At 65.3% G+C, this 16,051-nt stretch carries 18 protein-coding genes and 1 pseudogene; 9 read left to right on the plus strand and 10 right to left on the minus strand.

Annotated features, from left to right (window positions below; all coding sequences use genetic code 11):
* The first annotated feature begins 1 nt into the window (after window position 1).
* Window positions 2-541 (plus strand): GTP-dependent dephospho-CoA kinase family protein, encoded by a 540-nt coding sequence (locus D3D01_RS09540; RefSeq protein WP_121512027.1) that lies wholly within the window; start codon window positions 2-4, stop codon window positions 539-541.
* Window positions 542-563: 22 nt separating this feature from the next.
* Here the strand turns inward: D3D01_RS09540 and D3D01_RS09545 are convergent, their stop codons facing one another.
* Together D3D01_RS09545 and D3D01_RS09550 are read right to left on the minus strand one after the other, a co-directional pair.
* Window positions 564-719, minus strand: a complete 156-nt coding sequence (locus tag D3D01_RS09545) for a rubrerythrin-like domain-containing protein (RefSeq protein WP_121512028.1) — start codon at window positions 717-719, stop codon at window positions 564-566.
* Between the two features lie 89 nt (window positions 720-808).
* The gene (locus tag D3D01_RS09550; RefSeq protein ID WP_121512104.1) at window positions 809-1,840 is read right to left on the minus strand and encodes a TIGR01177 family methyltransferase; all 1,032 of its coding nucleotides are present in this window, start codon (window positions 1,838-1,840) and stop codon (window positions 809-811) included.
* 87 nt (window positions 1,841-1,927) lie between these two features.
* Between D3D01_RS09550 and D3D01_RS09555 the strand changes: the two genes are divergently transcribed.
* Complete coding sequence (locus D3D01_RS09555; protein WP_101348914.1) at window positions 1,928-2,317, plus strand: hypothetical protein; 390 nt, start codon at window positions 1,928-1,930, stop codon at window positions 2,315-2,317.
* 218 nt (window positions 2,318-2,535) lie between these two features.
* On the opposite strand, the gene hisG is transcribed toward D3D01_RS09555, so the two are convergent.
* Window positions 2,536-3,384 carry an ATP phosphoribosyltransferase gene (hisG, locus tag D3D01_RS09560; protein ID WP_121512029.1) on the minus strand — a complete coding sequence of 283 codons (849 nt, stop codon included), beginning with the start codon at window positions 3,382-3,384 and terminating at the stop codon, window positions 2,536-2,538.
* 69 nt (window positions 3,385-3,453) lie between these two features.
* On the minus strand, window positions 3,454-4,596 hold the full coding sequence (locus D3D01_RS09565) for an MFS transporter (protein ID WP_101351378.1): 1,143 nt from the start codon (window positions 4,594-4,596) through the stop codon (window positions 3,454-3,456).
* 213 nt (window positions 4,597-4,809) lie between these two features.
* On the opposite strand from D3D01_RS09565, the gene D3D01_RS09570 reads away from it, so the two are divergent.
* The 4 genes from D3D01_RS09570 to D3D01_RS09585 all read left to right on the plus strand — a co-directional run bounded on the left by D3D01_RS09570 (window position 4,810) and on the right by D3D01_RS09585 (window position 9,367).
* Window positions 4,810-6,108: an amidohydrolase gene (locus D3D01_RS09570; RefSeq protein ID WP_121512030.1), complete on the plus strand. Its 1,299-nt coding sequence runs from the start codon at window positions 4,810-4,812 to the stop codon at window positions 6,106-6,108.
* A gap of 150 nt (window positions 6,109-6,258) precedes the next feature.
* Window positions 6,259-7,227, plus strand: a complete 969-nt coding sequence (locus tag D3D01_RS09575) for a hypothetical protein (RefSeq protein WP_121512031.1) — start codon at window positions 6,259-6,261, stop codon at window positions 7,225-7,227.
* A gap of 44 nt (window positions 7,228-7,271) precedes the next feature.
* Window positions 7,272-8,549: an adenosylhomocysteinase gene (locus tag D3D01_RS09580; protein WP_101348918.1), complete on the plus strand. Its 1,278-nt coding sequence runs from the start codon at window positions 7,272-7,274 to the stop codon at window positions 8,547-8,549.
* 362 nt (window positions 8,550-8,911) lie between these two features.
* Window positions 8,912-9,367 carry a DapH/DapD/GlmU-related protein gene (locus tag D3D01_RS09585; protein WP_121512032.1) on the plus strand — a complete coding sequence of 152 codons (456 nt, stop codon included), beginning with the start codon at window positions 8,912-8,914 and terminating at the stop codon, window positions 9,365-9,367.
* A gap of 160 nt (window positions 9,368-9,527) precedes the next feature.
* Here the strand turns inward: D3D01_RS09585 and D3D01_RS24045 are convergent, their stop codons facing one another.
* Window positions 9,528-9,680, minus strand: a complete 153-nt coding sequence (locus D3D01_RS24045; protein ID WP_198560206.1) for a hypothetical protein — start codon at window positions 9,678-9,680, stop codon at window positions 9,528-9,530.
* Between the two features lie 291 nt (window positions 9,681-9,971).
* On the opposite strand from D3D01_RS24045, the gene priL reads away from it, so the two are divergent.
* Window positions 9,972-11,048, plus strand: coding sequence for a DNA primase regulatory subunit PriL (priL, locus tag D3D01_RS09590; RefSeq protein ID WP_101348920.1), 1,077 nt, complete (start codon window positions 9,972-9,974; stop codon window positions 11,046-11,048).
* On the opposite strand, the gene D3D01_RS09595 is transcribed toward priL, so the two are convergent.
* Window positions 11,045-11,254 (minus strand): hypothetical protein, encoded by a 210-nt coding sequence (locus D3D01_RS09595; protein WP_101348921.1) that lies wholly within the window; start codon window positions 11,252-11,254, stop codon window positions 11,045-11,047. The two genes, priL and D3D01_RS09595, sit on opposite strands and share 4 nt — an antisense overlap.
* 129 nt (window positions 11,255-11,383) lie before the next feature.
* Here D3D01_RS09595 and D3D01_RS09600 point away from each other — a divergent pair, with 129 nt between their 5' ends.
* Complete coding sequence (locus D3D01_RS09600; protein ID WP_121512033.1) at window positions 11,384-12,031, plus strand: SWIM zinc finger family protein; 648 nt, start codon at window positions 11,384-11,386, stop codon at window positions 12,029-12,031.
* A gap of 18 nt (window positions 12,032-12,049) precedes the next feature.
* Here D3D01_RS09600 and hjc read toward each other — a convergent pair whose 3' ends face one another.
* A complete protein-coding gene (gene hjc, locus D3D01_RS09605; protein ID WP_121512034.1) occupies window positions 12,050-12,568 on the minus strand; it encodes a Holliday junction resolvase Hjc in 519 nt (172 codons plus the stop codon).
* Window positions 12,569-12,762: 194 nt separating this feature from the next.
* Here hjc and D3D01_RS09610 point away from each other — a divergent pair.
* Window positions 12,763-13,690, plus strand: a pseudogene (locus D3D01_RS09610) (DUF4382 domain-containing protein).
* A gap of 13 nt (window positions 13,691-13,703) precedes the next feature.
* Here D3D01_RS09610 and D3D01_RS09615 read toward each other — a convergent pair.
* Genes D3D01_RS09615 through D3D01_RS09625 form a run of 3 tightly spaced genes read right to left on the minus strand, consistent with a single transcriptional unit; the run spans window position 13,704 to window position 15,998 of the window.
* Window positions 13,704-14,315, minus strand: coding sequence for a hypothetical protein (locus D3D01_RS09615; RefSeq protein WP_121512035.1), 612 nt, complete (start codon window positions 14,313-14,315; stop codon window positions 13,704-13,706).
* 36 nt (window positions 14,316-14,351) lie between these two features.
* Window positions 14,352-15,248: an alpha/beta fold hydrolase gene (locus tag D3D01_RS09620; protein WP_121512036.1), complete on the minus strand. Its 897-nt coding sequence runs from the start codon at window positions 15,246-15,248 to the stop codon at window positions 14,352-14,354.
* Between the two features lie 6 nt (window positions 15,249-15,254).
* The gene (locus D3D01_RS09625; RefSeq protein ID WP_004516027.1) at window positions 15,255-15,998 is read right to left on the minus strand and encodes a DNA polymerase sliding clamp; all 744 of its coding nucleotides are present in this window, start codon (window positions 15,996-15,998) and stop codon (window positions 15,255-15,257) included.
* Between the last annotated feature and the right edge of the window lie 53 nt (window positions 15,999-16,051).

The following is a 16,051-nucleotide window of genomic DNA, read 5'->3' on the forward strand; positions in this document are numbered from 1 at the left end:
CGTGTCCGACGTCGTTCTCGAACTCCCGAGCGGCCTGCGAACGGAACTGAAAGAGCCGCTCGGACGCATCTACACCGACACAGCGGCGCTGCTGGGCGACGCCGGCGACCCGATTATCGCCGTCGGCGACATGGTCACCTACCACCTCGTCGAGGCCGGCCGCGTGCCGGACCTCGCGCTGATCGACGAACGGACCAAGCGCTCGGCCGTCGACGCGGACGTGACGGCGGCCATCGGCGGCTTCGACCGGGAACTCGCCGTGGCGAACCCGGCCGCGACGCTCACCGCTGAACTGCTTACTGCACTCAGGGGCGGTATCGACAGCGATGGAACGACACTTCTGGATGTCGACGGCGAGGAGGACCTCGCCACGCTCCCTGCGGTGCTCGCCGCGCCCGCAGGAGCCAGTGTGGTGTACGGCCAGCCCGACGAGGGGATGGTGCTGGCCGACTGCGACGACGCGGCCCGGGACCGGGTTCGGTCGCTACTGGAGCGGATGGACGGTGACGCCGAGCGAGCGATTGCACTCGTGTCGAGCTAGCCGCAAAAAACGCAGACCGGTTTTATTCCGGCCGTGGAACGCTGAGATTCTGCATTTCCGTCTCACACCGGTCACAGGAGACTGTCGAGCGGTCGCTACAGAGCCGCTTTCCGCAGTCTGGACATTCGAACAGCTGTTCATCGTCGTCGCATGGGGCGGGGTCTGACCACGTTGGCATACTTGGTACTAATTAGCATTTGTCATGGCATAAACCTTGCTCATACCGGAATAACTTACGACGATTGTCCAAAGAAAGTGGACGTATGTTCACTCAAGCACATGGACGTGTCTGACAAGCGAGCGATGGACGCGACGCCGGAAGTAGTCGGTGACGGTCCAGCCCGCACTGGTCCCCGCATCGCGCCAGTCGCGGTCGGCGACCAGTACGCACCGTCTTGCGACGCGATTGGCTTCGCCGAGTGCACCGGCCACGAGGGGTGCCAGTTCCCCTTCGATACGGGACTGGCGGCCATAGGGTGCGTCGAAGACGGCGGCGTCGACGGCGTCGTCGGCCACCGGCAGCGCGGACGCGTCGGACCGGAACACCTCCCACTCGCCCGGCTCAGGATAGGCGTCTCTGTCGGGGTGGCCGCTCCCGTCGAGTGCGTATGTGAGGTTCTCGTGTGTCCCCGAGACCATCTTTTTTTGTGCGTCACCACCGACCACGTCGGCCCCGACCAGCCCCGCCTCCAGCAGGAGACCGCCGGTGCCACACATCGGGTCCAGTATCGTGGCGTCCGGGCCAGCCCCGGCGATGTTGACCAGTGCGCGGGCTTCGAGCGGGTCCATGCTGCCGGGCTGGAAGAACGGACGGTCTGTTGGCTGGCGGTCCCCGAAGTCGCGGACGCTCTCGGCGGCGAGCCAGCCCAGTGCACAGCAGCGCTTGCCGGTCCCGCCCTCCTCGTCGCCGGCGGGGTCCGAGAAGTAGGCATAGAGAACGTGGTCAGGGTTGTCGAGGTCGACGGCGAAGCCGCGATCGGTTAGGACGCCGCCCAGCGTCCGCTCGGCCTGTTGGGTATCGACGCCGGTGCTTGCTCGCACGTCGACGGCACGCACGGCGACGCTCCCCTCGCGGTCGATTGTCGCGGCCGACAGCAACGTGGCGGCGCTTTCGATGTTCGGGTCCGAGGTACCGAGCAGGGCACAGGCTCGGTGGGCAAACGCGAGGTGGCGAACGCGGTCGCTGATACCGCGCGCTGTCGCCAGTCCGGGGGCGAGCACGTCGACGGCGCTCGCGGCGCTTGCGGCTTCCCGCCGCGCGAACGCGTCGTCCTGCCCGCCGAGTTCGAGGACGTACACGCCCGAGCGGTGTGGGCGAGCGGCTATGAGCGTGCCGGTCGCGGCCGGGAACAAAACGCACAAACGACCAGCCGCCGAACCCGGAGTATGCTCCAGTCCGGGTTCTCTAGCCTTACCGGCGGTGGTATCCTCGCGGTCCTCGTGACCGTCCTCGTCACCTGGCTCTTTTACGCCGTCACCCTCCATCTGGCTGCGACGTTCTTTATCGGCGACGTGCCGAGCCAACTCGCCGCCAAGGCCGCCCTCGCGCCCGCACTCGTTTCGCTCATCCTCCAGCGCTGGGGCGTCGAGTCCGGCGTCGTCTCGGCCGACCTCGGCGTCGCAGTCGTTCTGTTTCTCACTCTCGTCGCCGACGGCATCGCCATCAGCCTCTCCTACCGGCTGTCGACCCGCTCGACGGCCCCTCTCGTGGCGCTGCATCTGGCGTTCGCGGCGGTGCTCGGGTTCGCGCTGAACAACATCTTCAGGTTCTTTTGACTCCCCGAGCCACAAAAAAGCGAGAGAGGAAGTGACGAACGCCCTCGGTCGTTTGCGGCGCGGGACGGACGCGGCTTGCATACCGCGCCGGAGGCGCGGTTTTACTCTGAGCGCGGCCACAGGCCGCGACTCGGAGCCTTTTTAACGTAGATTTTCACAAGCGGGGGGTACCCGCAGGCCACAAAGCGGCAGAGGATTCCCTCCGCAGTAAAAAGGTACTATTCCACCAGCCGCTCGATTTCAGTCACGAGGATGTCGCTCGCGCCCACGTCCTTGAGTGAGCTAATCGTCTCGAAGACGGCGCGTTCCTCGACGACGGCGTGGACGGCGAGCTGGTCGGAGCCGGCGATGTCCATCACGGTGGGGCCGCCCATCCCCGGAAGCACGTCTTTCACGTCATCGAGGGCGTCCTCGGGGGCGTTCATCATCAGATAGCGTTTGTCTTCGGCGGCGAGGACCGAGCCGAGCGCGGTGTCGACTTGCTTTACTTTCTCATTGTCGGCGGTGTCCTCGCGGGCGAACAGGCGCACGGAGCTTTCGAGCACCTCGTCGACGACGGCCAGCCGGTTCATCCGGAGCGTCGTCCCGGTCGAAGTGATGTCGACGATACCGTCGGCGATGTCGACATGGGGGGTCAGCTCCGTCGCACCGGACACCTCAGTCACGTCCACGTCCACGTCGACGCGGTCGAAGTATCGGCGGGTGATGGTCGGGAACTCCGTGGCGATACGGCCCCCCTCGAAGTCGTAGACTGTCTCGACGTGGCTGTCCTCTGGTGCGGCGAGGACGAGGCGACAGCGGCCGAAATCGAGGTCCCGGAGTTCGACGAGGTCGTCGGCGTCGGACTCTCGGACCTGGTCGAGACCGGTGATACCCACGTCGGCAGCGCCGTCCGCGACGTATTCGGGGATGTCGGCGGCGCGGGCGTACAGGACGGTCACGTCCGGGTCAACGGTGTCGGCGTGCAGTTGGCGGTCGGCCCCGTCGACCAGATGGAGGCCGGCCCGTTCGAGCAGTTCCTCGCTTGGTTCGTGCAGGCGGCCCTTGTTGGGGACGGCGATTCGCATACGCCTACTGGCAGGCCGTGGGGCAACTGTCTTTCCCCTCAGGCTGGCCGGGGCCTGTGGGCGGAGCCGCTACAGGCGGTCCCGGCGTGGGAGGGCAACGAAGGTCCCCGCAGCCAGCAGCGTCAGGCCAGCGAGACCGTAGAACGCGACGGCAAACAGGTTCTGGTCGGCGAGCAGGCCGACAGCCGTCGAGCCCAGTGAACTGATCGCGAAGAAACCGGTCCGGAGCAGCCCCCAGCCGGTCCCTTCGGCAGCGTCAGGCAGCGTGTCGACGATGTAGGCGTTTGCCAGCGGGCCGACGCTCATCCGAACCCCGATGAGGCCGGAGACGACGGCCAGCGGCACGACGCCGCGGACGGACGGAATGAGCACGAGTGGAACGGTACTGACGAGCGCGACAGCGGTCAGGACACTGGGCGTTCCGTATCGGTCGGCGAGCCGGCCAGTGGCTGTCTGTGAGAGCGCGCCACCGACGAACAGCACCGAAAGGAGCGCCCCGGCGGTCCCCTGTGAGATACCCCGGACCGTGACTAGGTACGTGGTGAGAAACGCTGTCACAGCCTGAAAGGCGAACAGCATCAGTGTCTTGCCTGAAACCGACAGCACGAGCCGGCGGTTGCGAAAGCCGGTGAGAACCGTTCGGAGGTCCCGCCGGAGGCTCCGTTCGGACTCGCCGGTCGGACGGTCCGACACCGAGAGCCAGAGCGCGCCGGCGACAAGCATGAACAGGGGGGCGGCGCTGGCAAGTGCCAGCCGCCACCCGTACCGTGTGGTGACGAACGCGGCGACGGCGGGCAGTGCGGCCGCTCCGAGGGAGCCGGCGGCCATCACGATACCGAAGGCGGTCCCCTCGCGGGCGTCGAACGTCCGCGAGAGGGCGGTCCCCCGGGTGGGGCCGTACAGTCCCGTCCCGAACCCGAACGCGCCCGTCGCGATGAGGAACAGCGAGAACACCGGCGCGAAAAAGTAGCCCAGCAGCCCGACGCCGGACAGCAACGCCGCGGCCACCAGCAGCGTCCGCTCCCCGATTCGGTCGATCAGCACCCCAGCGGGAAACTGAACCGCCGCGTACGTGAGCCAGAGCACCGTGACCGCGAGCCCCGCCTGCGCGTTCGAGATGACGAACTCCTCTCGTATCGTCGGCAGAACCGCGGGCACGACAAACCGCATCCCGAGGACGAGGAACCAGCCGGCGGCGACGGCAAGCAGCATTCGGACTGGGCTCCCGTGCCGAATCGCGCTGACCCGCTGCCGGAGTTGCTCTGCCGCCGCCATTCTCTTGCCCGCTTGAACGCGCCGGAGCCGAAAGACCTCTGCGGAACAGGCACTGCTGTCACCGCTACCTCGCAGAAAGGCGTGGTAATACGACACACGGCGGCGCTGTCGACCCGGCGAACTAAGACCCGCGGTTGCGAAGCCATCGGCATGAGTGAACTCCTCGTCACCGGCGGGCAGGTCCTCCGGCCGGACATGACCGTCGAGCGTGCGGACGTACTGGTTTCACAGGATAGCGGCGACATCGTGGCGGTCGACGAACCGGGCACACTGGACGGTGACGACGAACTCGACGCCAGCGACGGCCTCGTCATTCCCGGGCTGGTCAACGCTCATACACACGTCGCTATGACGTTACTGCGCGGCCTCGCGGACGACAAGCCCCTCGACGCGTGGCTCCAGGAGGATGTCTGGCCGGTCGAGGCGGAACTGACCGCCGAGGACATCCGCGCCGGCGCGGAACTCGGGCTGGTCGAGATGATTCGTTCGGGGACGACCAGCCTCTCGGACATGTACTTCGCGGTCGAGGAAATCGCTGAGGCCGTCGACCAGGCCGGGATGCGGGCGGTGCTCGGGTTCACGGCGGTCACGGTCGGCAAAGACGACGAGGGCGCGCGGGCTGACCTCGAAGAGAGCCTCGACGTGGCTCGAAACCTCGATGGCGCGGCCGACGGCCGGGTTCGGACGACGTTCCAGCCGCACTCGCTCACGACCGTCGGCGAGGAATACCTCCGGGAGTTCGTCCCGCGGGCCCTCGACGACGACCTCTCGATTCACCTGCACGCCAACGAGACGCGCGACGAGGTGACCCCCATCGTCGACGAACACGGCCAGCGTCCGCTCGCCTACGCCGACGACATCGGCCTGCTCGACGGCGACACGTACGTGGCCCACGGCGTCCACGTCGACGACAGCGAAATCGACCTGCTGGCCGAGACGGGCACCGGCGTCGCCCACTGCCCGGCCTCGAATATGAAACTCGCCAGCGGGATGGCTCCGGTACAGGACCTGCTTGACGCCGGCGTCACCGTCGGCATCGGGACCGACGGCGCGGCCTCGAACAACGACCTCGACATGTTCGACGAGATGCGCGACGCGGCGATGCTCGGCAAGCTCGCGGCCGACGACGCCAGCGCGGTCGACGCGGGCACGGTCGTCGAGATGGCGACGGCAAACGGCGCGGCCCTGCTGGGCTTCGACAGCGGGCGCATCGAGGCCGGTGCGAACGCTGATTTAGCCGTCATCGACCTTGCCGCGCCGCACCTGACCCCGGCCCACGACCTCGTCTCGCACCTGGCCTACGCCGTCAACGGGAGCGATGTGCGACACACGGTCTGTGACGGCGAGGTGCTCATGCGGGACCGCACTGTCGAGGTGTTCGACGAGGCGGCGGTGCGGGAGCGGGCGAACGAACACGCCGCCGCGCTGGTTGAACGCGCCGACTCTTAGCCAATCGAAGTGAAGTGGTAACTAAACGACGAGAACAGCGCATAAACGATATCGACGATTTTTGGACGGTCTCGCCGCGGCCGCGAACGGGGTGAACGAGTTGAACGGGAGGGGGTGTTTATCGCCCTCTCGGCGAACCTATCGGGCACGATGCGCACCAAACTCTTCGCACTGTACGCCGCTGTCGGACTGGTCGTGCTGGCCGCCGGGCCGGGACTGGCCGCCGGGGCGGACTCGGCCGGCAACACTGCCGCGGGCAACACGCTCGCGGTCGGCGTCACACAGGCCGACGACGGCACGGCGACGGTATCGGTCACGGCGAACGAGACGGGCGTCGAGAACGCCTCGGTAGCTGTCGAGACGGTTGACAACGCCTCCTACGCCGGAACGGGCAACTACACGACCGACGCTGACGGCACGGTCGGGCTGTCAGCACCCGAGCAGAACGTCACGGTCGAGGTGACGGCGACGGCGGACAACCACACCGCGACGACGACGGCGGACCTGACCGTTGCGGCCGCGAACGTCACCGAGTTCGACACCTTCGGCCTCCGGGTATCGGCCTACGTCAACGACCTGCTGAGTGACGAGAACCGGACCGGCGGCATCGGCCCGGCAGTCGCCAGTTTCGTGACGGCGAACAACCCCGGCAACGCGCCGGACCACGCCGGCCCGCCCGCACACGTCACCGGTGAGAACGAGTCTGCCGACAACGAGACTCACCCCAGCGACCGGCAGGGTCCGCCGGCCGATATCTTCGGTGACGACGAGAACGAGACCGGGGACGAGAACGAGACGGACGACCAACGCGGTCCGCCCGAGAACGCCGGCCCGCCCGAGGACCGCGGTAACGACGACGAGGAATCCGAGGAGGAAGACGAAGAGAACGAGACCGAAGACGAGGACGACGGCGAAGACGTAGAGAGCGAAACTGAAGACGAGGAATCGGAGGACGAGTCCGACGACGAAGAGAGCGCTGAAGACGACGAGGACAGCGACTCCAAGGAGTCAGAGGACGACGGCGATGACGGCGACGATAGCGACGACAGCGACGATGACGACGGCGGCGACCGCGGCCGACCGGACGACGCCGGTCCGCCCGCTGACCGCGGCAACTGAGCGGCTTCGGTAGCGTTTTAGGAGTTCTCTTCCTCTATCGTGCCATGACGACGCCTATTTCCGAGCGACTTGACGACCTCGACGAGGCACGCGATTCCGGCCGCCGAAAGATGGACTGGGCCATCCAGCATATGCCCATCTGCGGCGCGCTCCGCGAGCAGTTCGAGGCTGACCAGCCCTTCGCCGGTGAACGCATCGGCATGGCGATGCACGTGGAAGCCAAGACCGCTGTCCTTGCGGAGATCCTCGCGGTCGGCGGCGCGGAGGTCGCTATCACCGGCTGTAACCCGCTTTCGACACACGACGACGTGAGCGCCGCACTCGACGCCGTCGACGGCATCACCTCTTACGCCGAGCGCGGCGTCGACGACGAGGAGTACTACGCGGCTATCGAGGCCGTCATCGACCACGAGCCGACCATCACTGTCGACGACGGCATGGACCTCGTCGCGGCCATCCACGAGGACTACCCCGAACTCATCGACACAATCATCGGCGGCGCGGAGGAGACGACTACCGGCGTCCACCGGCTGCGCGCGATGGACGAGGACGGCGAACTCGACTACCCGGTGTTCGCGGTCAACGACACGCCGATGAAGCGTCTGTTCGACAACGTCCACGGCACCGGCGAGTCCGCGCTGGCCTCGATTGCGATGACGACGAACCTCTCGTGGGCCGGCAAGACCGTCGTCGTCTCCGGGTACGGTGACTGCGGCAAAGGTGTCGCGAAGAAAGCCAGCGGCCAGAACGCCGACGTGATTGTCACCGAAGTCGAACCTCGCCGCGCGCTCGAAGCGCACATGGAGGGCTACGAAGTGAAGCCGATGGCCGAGGCCGCCGCCGAAGGCGACGTGTTCATCACGACCACCGGCAACCGCGACGTCATCGTCGAGGAGCACTTCGAAGCGATGCAGGACGGCGTCCTGCTCGCCAACGCCGGTCACTTCGACGTCGAGGTCGACCTCGACGCGCTGTCCGACCTCGCCGTCGACACCTACGAGGCTCGCGACGGCGTCCAGACCTACGAGATGGCCGACGGCCGCCGCCTGAACGTGCTGGCCGAGGGCCGCCTGGTCAACCTCGCGACGCCCATCGCACTCGGGCACCCCGTCGAGGTGATGGACCAGAGCTTCGGCGTGCAGGCCGTCTGTGTCCGCGAACTGGTCGAGAACGGCGACGAGTACGAGGCCGGCGTTCACGCCGTCCCCGATCGACTGGACAAGGAGGTCGCCGAAATCAAACTGGACGCCGAAGGCGTCGACTTCGACTCGCTAACCGACGCACAGGCCGAGTATATGGATTCCTGGCAGCACGGGACGTAGAGTGGTCTGAGCGCAGCGAAGACCACTTATCAGCCGAGCGGCGAAGCCGCGAGACATAGTGAAGCCGACCGGAGGGAGGCCTCGGATACCCGAGCGGGGAGGGACGACCCACGAGGGACGTAGAGCGGTCTGAGCGCAGCGAAGAACCTCCGACCGGAACGGCGAGCGGAACGAGCTGTAGAGGAGATCCGTTCTCGCCCCGGACGCGAGGACCGAACAGCCGACCGAGAGATCGAGGGTGGTAGGGTTTTCTGACTGGTGGGTGTAACACGCGATACCCGGACGGCCGGCCTCCCTGAGTCGGGATGCAAACACCCACCGTTCGACACCACGATGATTACGGTCGGGGCTGATGGCTGCATATGGCTGTCCACGAGACCGCGCAGATTGAGAATGCGACGCTGGGCACGGTCGAGATTCGAGAATACGTGACGATCCACGACGCCGACATAGACGACGGCGTCCAGATTTACGAGGGGACTTCGATCAAGAAGGCGACTATCCACGGACCGACCGATATCAACGCAAACGCCTACGTCGAGAACGCCACAGTCGGCGAGTCCGTCCAGATCGGACCCAACGCCTCTATCGTCGGTGTAACCCACGACTTCACCGACACAGGCATGGAGTTCCAGAACGACACGTTCGACGAGATAGTCATCGAGAACGGGGCTTTCGTCGGCGCTGGCGCGGTGGTCCTCCCCGGCGTCACGGTCGGCGAAAACGCCGTCGTAGGAGCCGGGACCACTGTAGCTGAAGACGTTCCGTCCGAGACTGTGGTCCGGAGCGCCACGGAAACGGTCCGCCGCTCCCTCTGAATCGCTAAGCTAGCAGCCGTCCAAGAAGCAGACGCTCGCTCCCGTGGCGCAAATAATATTTGAGAAGTGATATAATATCTCAGGGTCGTGGGGATATTCGTCCTATACAGACGCAAAACCGCTTGACACGTTGATGTCGCCGACCGACTGCGGACTGGCGCTACTCAGTTACGTCAACGAAGACCGTCGACTGAATCCACGCAGACGGGTTCTCGGGGTCGCCGATGTGGGCGACCGTGTCCGCGCCGACGTCGTACTCTTCGAACGTCGCTCTGATGCCCTCTTGTGAATTGGCGTCGTGTTCGTGCGTCATCGGTGTGTTCAGTGTGTCGTTTGGCAGCTACCGCGTCGCAAGTGACTGCACTGGTCCGGTTCCTCGACCGGACCAAGTGTCGTCGCCGACCCGCGTCCTTACCACACCCTGTCAGTAGGGGATTGCAGGTATTTGCTTGTCTACTAGCTGTATTCACTTGTCGCCGGTCCGGGTCTATGTGTATAGCCCCACAGTCTAGCCGCCTTCGCTGCCGGACTACCTTTTGGGAACCTGACACTATCTATCTCGGTGACGGCAATTTTATTCGCTCCCATCCGAAAGGTGGTGGCAATGGAACCGCTCCACGCACGCTACCCCTTTCTGGCGCGGTCGCGGGAGGCCGTCGAAGCCGCGGCGGTGGACCTAGGCGAGATTGTCGCCACGGACGAGACGGTCACGGCGCGCGCGCTGGAGCGGGTCGAGTCGGCAATCACTGACGGGACCGTCGGAGAGCCACACCGGCGGACTCGCGTCGAACTGCTTTCGTACCCGGTCGCCCGCGTGCTCGTCTCGCTCGTCGACGTCCACATCTGTACCCGGAAGTACGCGCAGGCGGAAGCCGAGGCAGCGTACGACCGGTTCACCGAGGAGTTCGAAACGACCACAGAGCTGAAATCGACCCAGCGCGAGACGCTGGACCGCACGGAACTGCTTGCGGAGTTCGACCTCGCGAGCGCTGTCCGGGACGCCGGCGACGGCTACCGCGTCGAGGTCGGCGCGTATCTCGACCTGGCAGCCGACCAGCGGGGCGATTCCTGGCGGCTGGTCAATCGGCCACTGGCAGACGGCCAGGTTAGGATCACCGCCGAGGAACTGCACGTCCTGCTGAAACAGGCGATCCGTCACCGCGTCACTGAGGGCCTGCCGTTCAACGTCCCCGACGCCATCGCCGACGAACTGACAGCGGAGGTCGACCGGTTAGAGGAAGTCCTCTCGGAACTGGAACTCACCCGCGAGATCGACACCGTCGTCCCGGAGCTGTTTCCGCCCTGCATGAAATCGCTTCTCGACCGGGTCCAGAAGGGCGAGCATCTCGAACACCACTCCCGGTTTGCCATCGCGACCTTCCTCGTCGGCATCGGGATGACGACGGACGAGATCGTCGACCTGTTCCAGGTCAACCCTGGCTTCGGCGAGGAAGCCACCCGTTATCAGGTCGACCACATTCGCGGGGAGACCAGCCCGACGGAGTACTCGACGCCGGCGTGTTCGACCATGCAGTCCTACGGCGACTGTGTCAACATGGACGACCTCTGTGAGGCGATTTCCCACCCTATGGGCTACTACGAGCAGAAGTTAGACGACACCGACGAGGAGGAACTGGTCGACTGGCGCGAAGACGAGGGCGACGAAGAGGCCGACGCCTAGAACTGCTGGCGTTCGAGCCAGAGGCCGGCAGCGGTCATAAACACGACGAACAGCCCGATTGCGCCGATGAGCGCGTAGCCGCCCGTTGCCTCTACGGTTGACCCACTGAGATACATCTGTGAGACGGTAACAGTTGCGCCGACGAACAGCACGACGGCGACCGCCGAGATGACGATTTGCAGGAGCGTCTCCCGCTCGATATCCATGCTCTGCGGTTTCACAGGGCCGGCAAAAAGGGTATCGAAGCGCCGGAGCCCGCTGGCCGAGCGATTTACCAGCGTGTAGCACCTACGTTTCAACTGGACGCATTGGAAAATACAGCCGCGTCCGCACCTATGACGCTCATCGAGTCAGCAGCCGACCGGCAGAGTACCGCACTTGCACCGGACCTCCGATCCCTCCCGGACCGGGCCGCCCGCGCGTGGACCGAGCGCATGGCTGTCCGACCACGGGCGGGCAGCACGTACGCCGTGACGACGGAGAGCGACAGCACGTACCTCGTCGACATCGCACGTCGGTCCTGCTCCTGCCCCGACAACCGTATCCGCGGCGAGCGCTGCAAACACCTCCGGCGCGTCGCTATCGAAATCACCGCACGACGGGTCGCACCGCCCGGCAAGCAACGGGCGGTCTGTGACGCCTGTGGGACCGTCACGTTCGTCGCCGCGGACGCGGGGCCACCCCACCTCTGTGGCAGCTGTCGGCTAGAAACCGGCGACATCGTGCGGGACCGCGAGACGGGCGACAGGCTCGTCGTTACGGCTGTCACCGACACGGCGGCCGACGACGGGACCATCGAGGCGACCGACGAGACAGTCGCCGACTACGACACCAACAACGGCTACCCGCCCGATGACCTCGTGGTGCTGGCCGCATATCTTTCAGACGCCGTCAGCGCGTCCGAACCGCGAGAATACGCCTTTCCCCTGTCACGGCTCCGCCGCGTCGAGGATGCCGAACTCGTCGGCGGCGGGAGCCAGTAACCGAACGCCTGCGAACCGCTACTCCAGCATTGCCGCGGCGTCCTCCTTGTCGAGGTCGCCGCGCTCGAAGGCCGACAGCACATCCAGCACGCTCTGGTCGGGGCCGTCGTCGCCCACCTCGTCCAGCGTGACCTTCTCTGAGTTGCCCACGAACTCCTCGAAGTCAGTCCCGTCCGAGAGGGCTTTCTCCTTCTTGACGCGGTAGTTGCCGCCGTCTGTCGTGTGGAGGTCCGCCGGGTGGAAGAAATACCAGTCCTCGCGGTCGAACCGGACGCCGATACGCGGCTTCGCGCCGAAGTTCCGGGCGAAAAACAGCAGCGCCTCGACCTCCTCACCGGTGAGATAGATGGGATCGCCGGCGCTTGATTTCGCCTCGATGGCGTAGAACGTCTCGCCGTCGCCCGAGAGCACGTCCGGCAGTTCCCGCTCGGTGGCGCTCCCGCTGGCCGGCGCGCGCATCACCGCAAAGCCAGCCTCGTCGAGTGCGTTGACCAGTTCGCGCTCGCGGCGGTCGCCCTTCGCGTTCGAGTTTGCCATTATCAGGACGTGGAGCGACGGGGGTAAAACCGTTCAGATACGGACAGACCGTTCATTCCGTTCAAAGATGCGCACATGGTTTGACCTATCACGGGGCATATACGCACCAGTCCCATCCCACGTCATGGAATGAGTACGTACGTAACAGCAGCGATAGAATCGACAGCGACGACAGCGCAGATGGGATGTGGCCGATGAGACGACGACGGTTCATCGCCACGGGCGCGGGCGTCGGGGTCGGTCTCCTCGCCGGCTGTTCCGGGTCAAGCGACTCCGGGGGGGTCTGACGGGACCAGCGGTGACGGAACCAGTGCCAGCGGCTCCACCGACGAGGACGCGATGACGGACGACGGCGGAACCGTCGGGACGTTCCGGTTGCTGATCAGCGACCAGCCCGCAGCTATCGGCGATTTCGACTCGCTCGATGTGTCATTCTCCAAGGCTCGCATCTTCCGGGCCAAAGACAGCGAGGAGACGGACGAACGCGCAGACGCGACCAAGACTGAAGCGACGGAAGCGGCGACGGCCGAGGCAACTGAGACGGAGACGGCCGAGTCGACCGAGATGGACACGGCGGACGACGACGCCGAGGACGAGGCCGAAGATGGCGAGGACATGGACGAGGAAGCCGATGAGGACGAGGGTGGCTTCGAGGTTCGCGACCTCGACGGCGCAACTGTTGACCTCACCGAGGTCGTCGGGGACAAGGCCATCGGCGTTCTCGACGGTGAACTCGAAGCGGGCCGCTACAGCAAGATCGAACTGTACGCCGAATCCGTCGACGGGGTCGTCGACGGTGAGTCTGTCGACGTGAAGATCCCGAGCGAGAAGCTCCAGCTCACCAAGCCGTTCGAAGTCGTCGCCGGTGAATCGGTCGAGTTCGTCTTCGACATCAACGTCGTCAAGAAGGGTACCGGCGGCTACAATCTCTTGCCGGTTATCTCGGAAAGCGGAGTCGCTGGCAAGGACGTTGAGATCGAGGAGGTCGATAGCAACAGTGTAGAAGACGCGGCTGACGATGAGAAGGAGAACAGCGACGATACCGCCGATGACGAGGAAACAGAGCGCGACTCGATGACGGACTCGGACCGGGGCGGCAACGAAACGACGACCGCCGAGTAACGCTCACTTACGCTTAGTCTTCGATTCGCGACTCCAGTTCCTGAATGACCTCGTCGGTCGTACCGCCGTCGCCGCGAACCGCCTGCGTGTAGCGCTTGTACTCCTGTGGGGACACCTCAACAGTCTTGGTTTCGCCTTTTTGAGAAATCTCAAGTTTCACCGTACCCTGTGGATTGTTCCGCCGCCGGAAGCTCGCCATCGCGGTGAAGACGAACCAGAACGCCACGCACGCCCCGATGAAATACGCCATGGTCGTTTCGAACGCCAGCGTCTGCCCACCGACGGTCCAGTTGTAGGGATACGCCGTTTGAAACAGCCCCACACCGACCAGACAGAGGACCGCGCCGACGGCGACGCCGCTCTGTTCCCGGCGGCTTGAGGGAAGTACGGCAACGACACTCAGGAACATTGCGGGAATACCAAGGCCGCCCAGTGTCCCACCGAGTTTCTCGGCAGCGTGGGGCTCAGTTGCGCCAACAACTGCCGACAGCGGCGTCGTTACCAGCAGTATTGCGACGACCACCGTCAGCGCGCCGACACCCCCCAGGGTCGCACCGGCAACGACACGGCGAGGGTCACGCCCCTCCCAACGCCGGTTGCTGTACGCGTCCCCGAGGTTCTCCATACCGGCCCGTTAGCACCAGACCTACAAAACGGTACGTCAGACGCGCGTGCGACGCTGTACGGTGGCCAGCGCGTCGTCGCCAGCAGTTGTCAACGTCCCGAGATGGTCGCCGTCGACCGATTCAAACGAGGCGTCCGGAAGCCGCTGTGCGAGAGCTTTCCCCGTCGACGGGGCAACGTTGGCGTCGTTTTGCCCCTGGAACACGCTCACCGGGACCGAAATCTCTTCGAGGGCAAACGGCCATGGCTGTGAAAGCAGTTGCTGCTCGCGGATGATTCCGCTCGGACCGCGTGCCATCGACGTGAGCATATCCGCACGGACGATTCGTGCCACCTCGTCGGCTGCCAGGGCGTCCGTCTCCGGTGTCTCCTCGGCAACGAACCCGACGGCGTAGGACGGGCCCCGGCGAAGGGCGAACCATCGCTGCAGCCGGAACAGCCGCCCGAGCGCCCACGGAGCGTGCCGGGACAGTGCCCTGACAAACTGCTGGACGCGCCCTGTTGTGCCGACTGACGGCGGGCCGCTGCTGCCCAGCAGTGCGAGTCGCTCTATCTCGGGTAATCGATGGCAGGCCAGCGCGAACGGGCCGCCGCCGGAGAAGCCGACGGCACCAGCCGCGTCGACATCGAGGTGGGACAGGAGGTGTGCGGCGTCGTCTGGCCAATCTTCGAGCGTGACAGACGCGTCTTCGGAATTCCCGATACCCGGCCGGTCCGGGGCGATGAGGTGGACGCCGCGTTCGCGGGCCGGTGCGGCAAGCAGCCGTGCGGCGACGTGTGACCCGGGGGTACCGTGACAGAAGAGGACCGGATAGCCGTCGGTGTCGCCGTAGGTGGCGTAGGCCAGCCGCCGGCCGTCTGGGAGCGAGAGCGTCTCCGTCTCGGCGTCGTCGGGCAGCCAGTCAGTGGCTGGAATTGGCGGCGTGGACGGCATTTGTCCTTATTCGCTCTGGATGCGCGGCGCGAGCATGTACGTGACCCTGCCCTGCCCCTCGGCGAAGCTGAAGTGCATCTTGACCGGGAACTCCTCGCCGAGTTCCATCTCGACCTCGGCGTCTTTCGGGATGGCCTTGTTCATGTTCTTCAGGTAATCCAGCGAGAACAGCGAGTGGGCGTCACCGGGGGTGAGGTCGATGAGGTCGTCGCGAGTGAGTTCGAGGTGGACATCGTCGGTGTCGCCCTCGGCGTCGACGTAGAACAGTTCCTCGGTCGCGTCGACGCCCAGCGCGATGTGGTCGCTGACCATGTCCGCGGCGGTGACCGACCGGTCGATGTCTTTGCCCTCGATGACGATATTCGCCGAGAGGTCCAGATCCGGGAGGTCGGGCTCCTGCCGGATGGAGTCAGGGTCGATCAGCGCGAGGGTGTATTCGAGACCGTCGATAGAGATGTGGAGTTTCCGCGTCTCCTCGTCCAGATCGAGGTGGACGAGCTGGCCGGCGTCGGCCATGCCAGCGATGTCTTCGAGGCGGGAGAGATTGACGCCGATGAGCCCACCGTCAGTCTCGTAGGACTCGAACGCCGCCGCGTCGAGCCGCAGGTCGACCATTCCAACGTTTGCCGGGTCGACTGCCCGGATTTCCAGCCCGTCTTCTTCGAGGTGGATCTTGCACTCGTCCACCAGCACGCTCACAGAGTCGAGAGTCGCCTGGAGCGTGTCTGCGCTCACGATGGCGTTGAACATCTTGAACCGGACTATGCCCCCATCCATTAAAAAGTCCCTCATTGAAACCGCGT

Origin of the sequence: Haloarcula sp. Atlit-7R, from assembly GCF_003666065.1 — an archaeon.
GTDB classification, from domain to species: domain Archaea; phylum Halobacteriota; class Halobacteria; order Halobacteriales; family Haloarculaceae; genus Haloarcula; species Haloarcula taiwanensis.

Bases quoted from the DNA above. Each gene is read 5' to 3' on its own strand.
- D3D01_RS09585 (WP_121512032.1), top strand. From the start codon at position 8,912: ATGGCTGTCCACGAGACCGCGCAGATTGAGAATGCGACGCTGGGCACG.
- hjc (WP_121512034.1), bottom strand. From the start codon at position 12,568: ATGGCAAACTCGAACGCGAAGGGCGACCGCCGCGAGCGCGAACTGGTC.
- D3D01_RS09575 (WP_121512031.1), top strand. From the start codon at position 6,259: ATGCGCACCAAACTCTTCGCACTGTACGCCGCTGTCGGACTGGTCGTG.
- D3D01_RS09625 (WP_004516027.1), bottom strand. From the start codon at position 15,998: ATGTTCAACGCCATCGTGAGCGCAGACACGCTCCAGGCGACTCTCGAC.
- D3D01_RS09555 (WP_101348914.1), top strand. From the start codon at position 1,928: ATGCTCCAGTCCGGGTTCTCTAGCCTTACCGGCGGTGGTATCCTCGCG.
- hisG (WP_121512029.1), bottom strand. From the start codon at position 3,384: ATGCGAATCGCCGTCCCCAACAAGGGCCGCCTGCACGAACCAAGCGAG.
- D3D01_RS09600 (WP_121512033.1), top strand. From the start codon at position 11,384: ATGACGCTCATCGAGTCAGCAGCCGACCGGCAGAGTACCGCACTTGCA.
- D3D01_RS09570 (WP_121512030.1), top strand. From the start codon at position 4,810: ATGAGTGAACTCCTCGTCACCGGCGGGCAGGTCCTCCGGCCGGACATG.
- D3D01_RS09620 (WP_121512036.1), bottom strand. From the start codon at position 15,248: ATGCCGTCCACGCCGCCAATTCCAGCCACTGACTGGCTGCCCGACGAC.
- priL (WP_101348920.1), top strand. From the start codon at position 9,972: ATGGAACCGCTCCACGCACGCTACCCCTTTCTGGCGCGGTCGCGGGAG.
- D3D01_RS09565 (WP_101351378.1), bottom strand. From the start codon at position 4,596: ATGCTGCTTGCCGTCGCCGCCGGCTGGTTCCTCGTCCTCGGGATGCGG.
- D3D01_RS24045 (WP_198560206.1), bottom strand. From the start codon at position 9,680: ATGACGCACGAACACGACGCCAATTCACAAGAGGGCATCAGAGCGACG.
- D3D01_RS09545 (WP_121512028.1), bottom strand. From the start codon at position 719: ATGCCAACGTGGTCAGACCCCGCCCCATGCGACGACGATGAACAGCTG.
- D3D01_RS09615 (WP_121512035.1), bottom strand. From the start codon at position 14,315: ATGGAGAACCTCGGGGACGCGTACAGCAACCGGCGTTGGGAGGGGCGT.
- D3D01_RS09595 (WP_101348921.1), bottom strand. From the start codon at position 11,254: ATGGATATCGAGCGGGAGACGCTCCTGCAAATCGTCATCTCGGCGGTC.
- D3D01_RS09580 (WP_101348918.1), top strand. From the start codon at position 7,272: ATGACGACGCCTATTTCCGAGCGACTTGACGACCTCGACGAGGCACGC.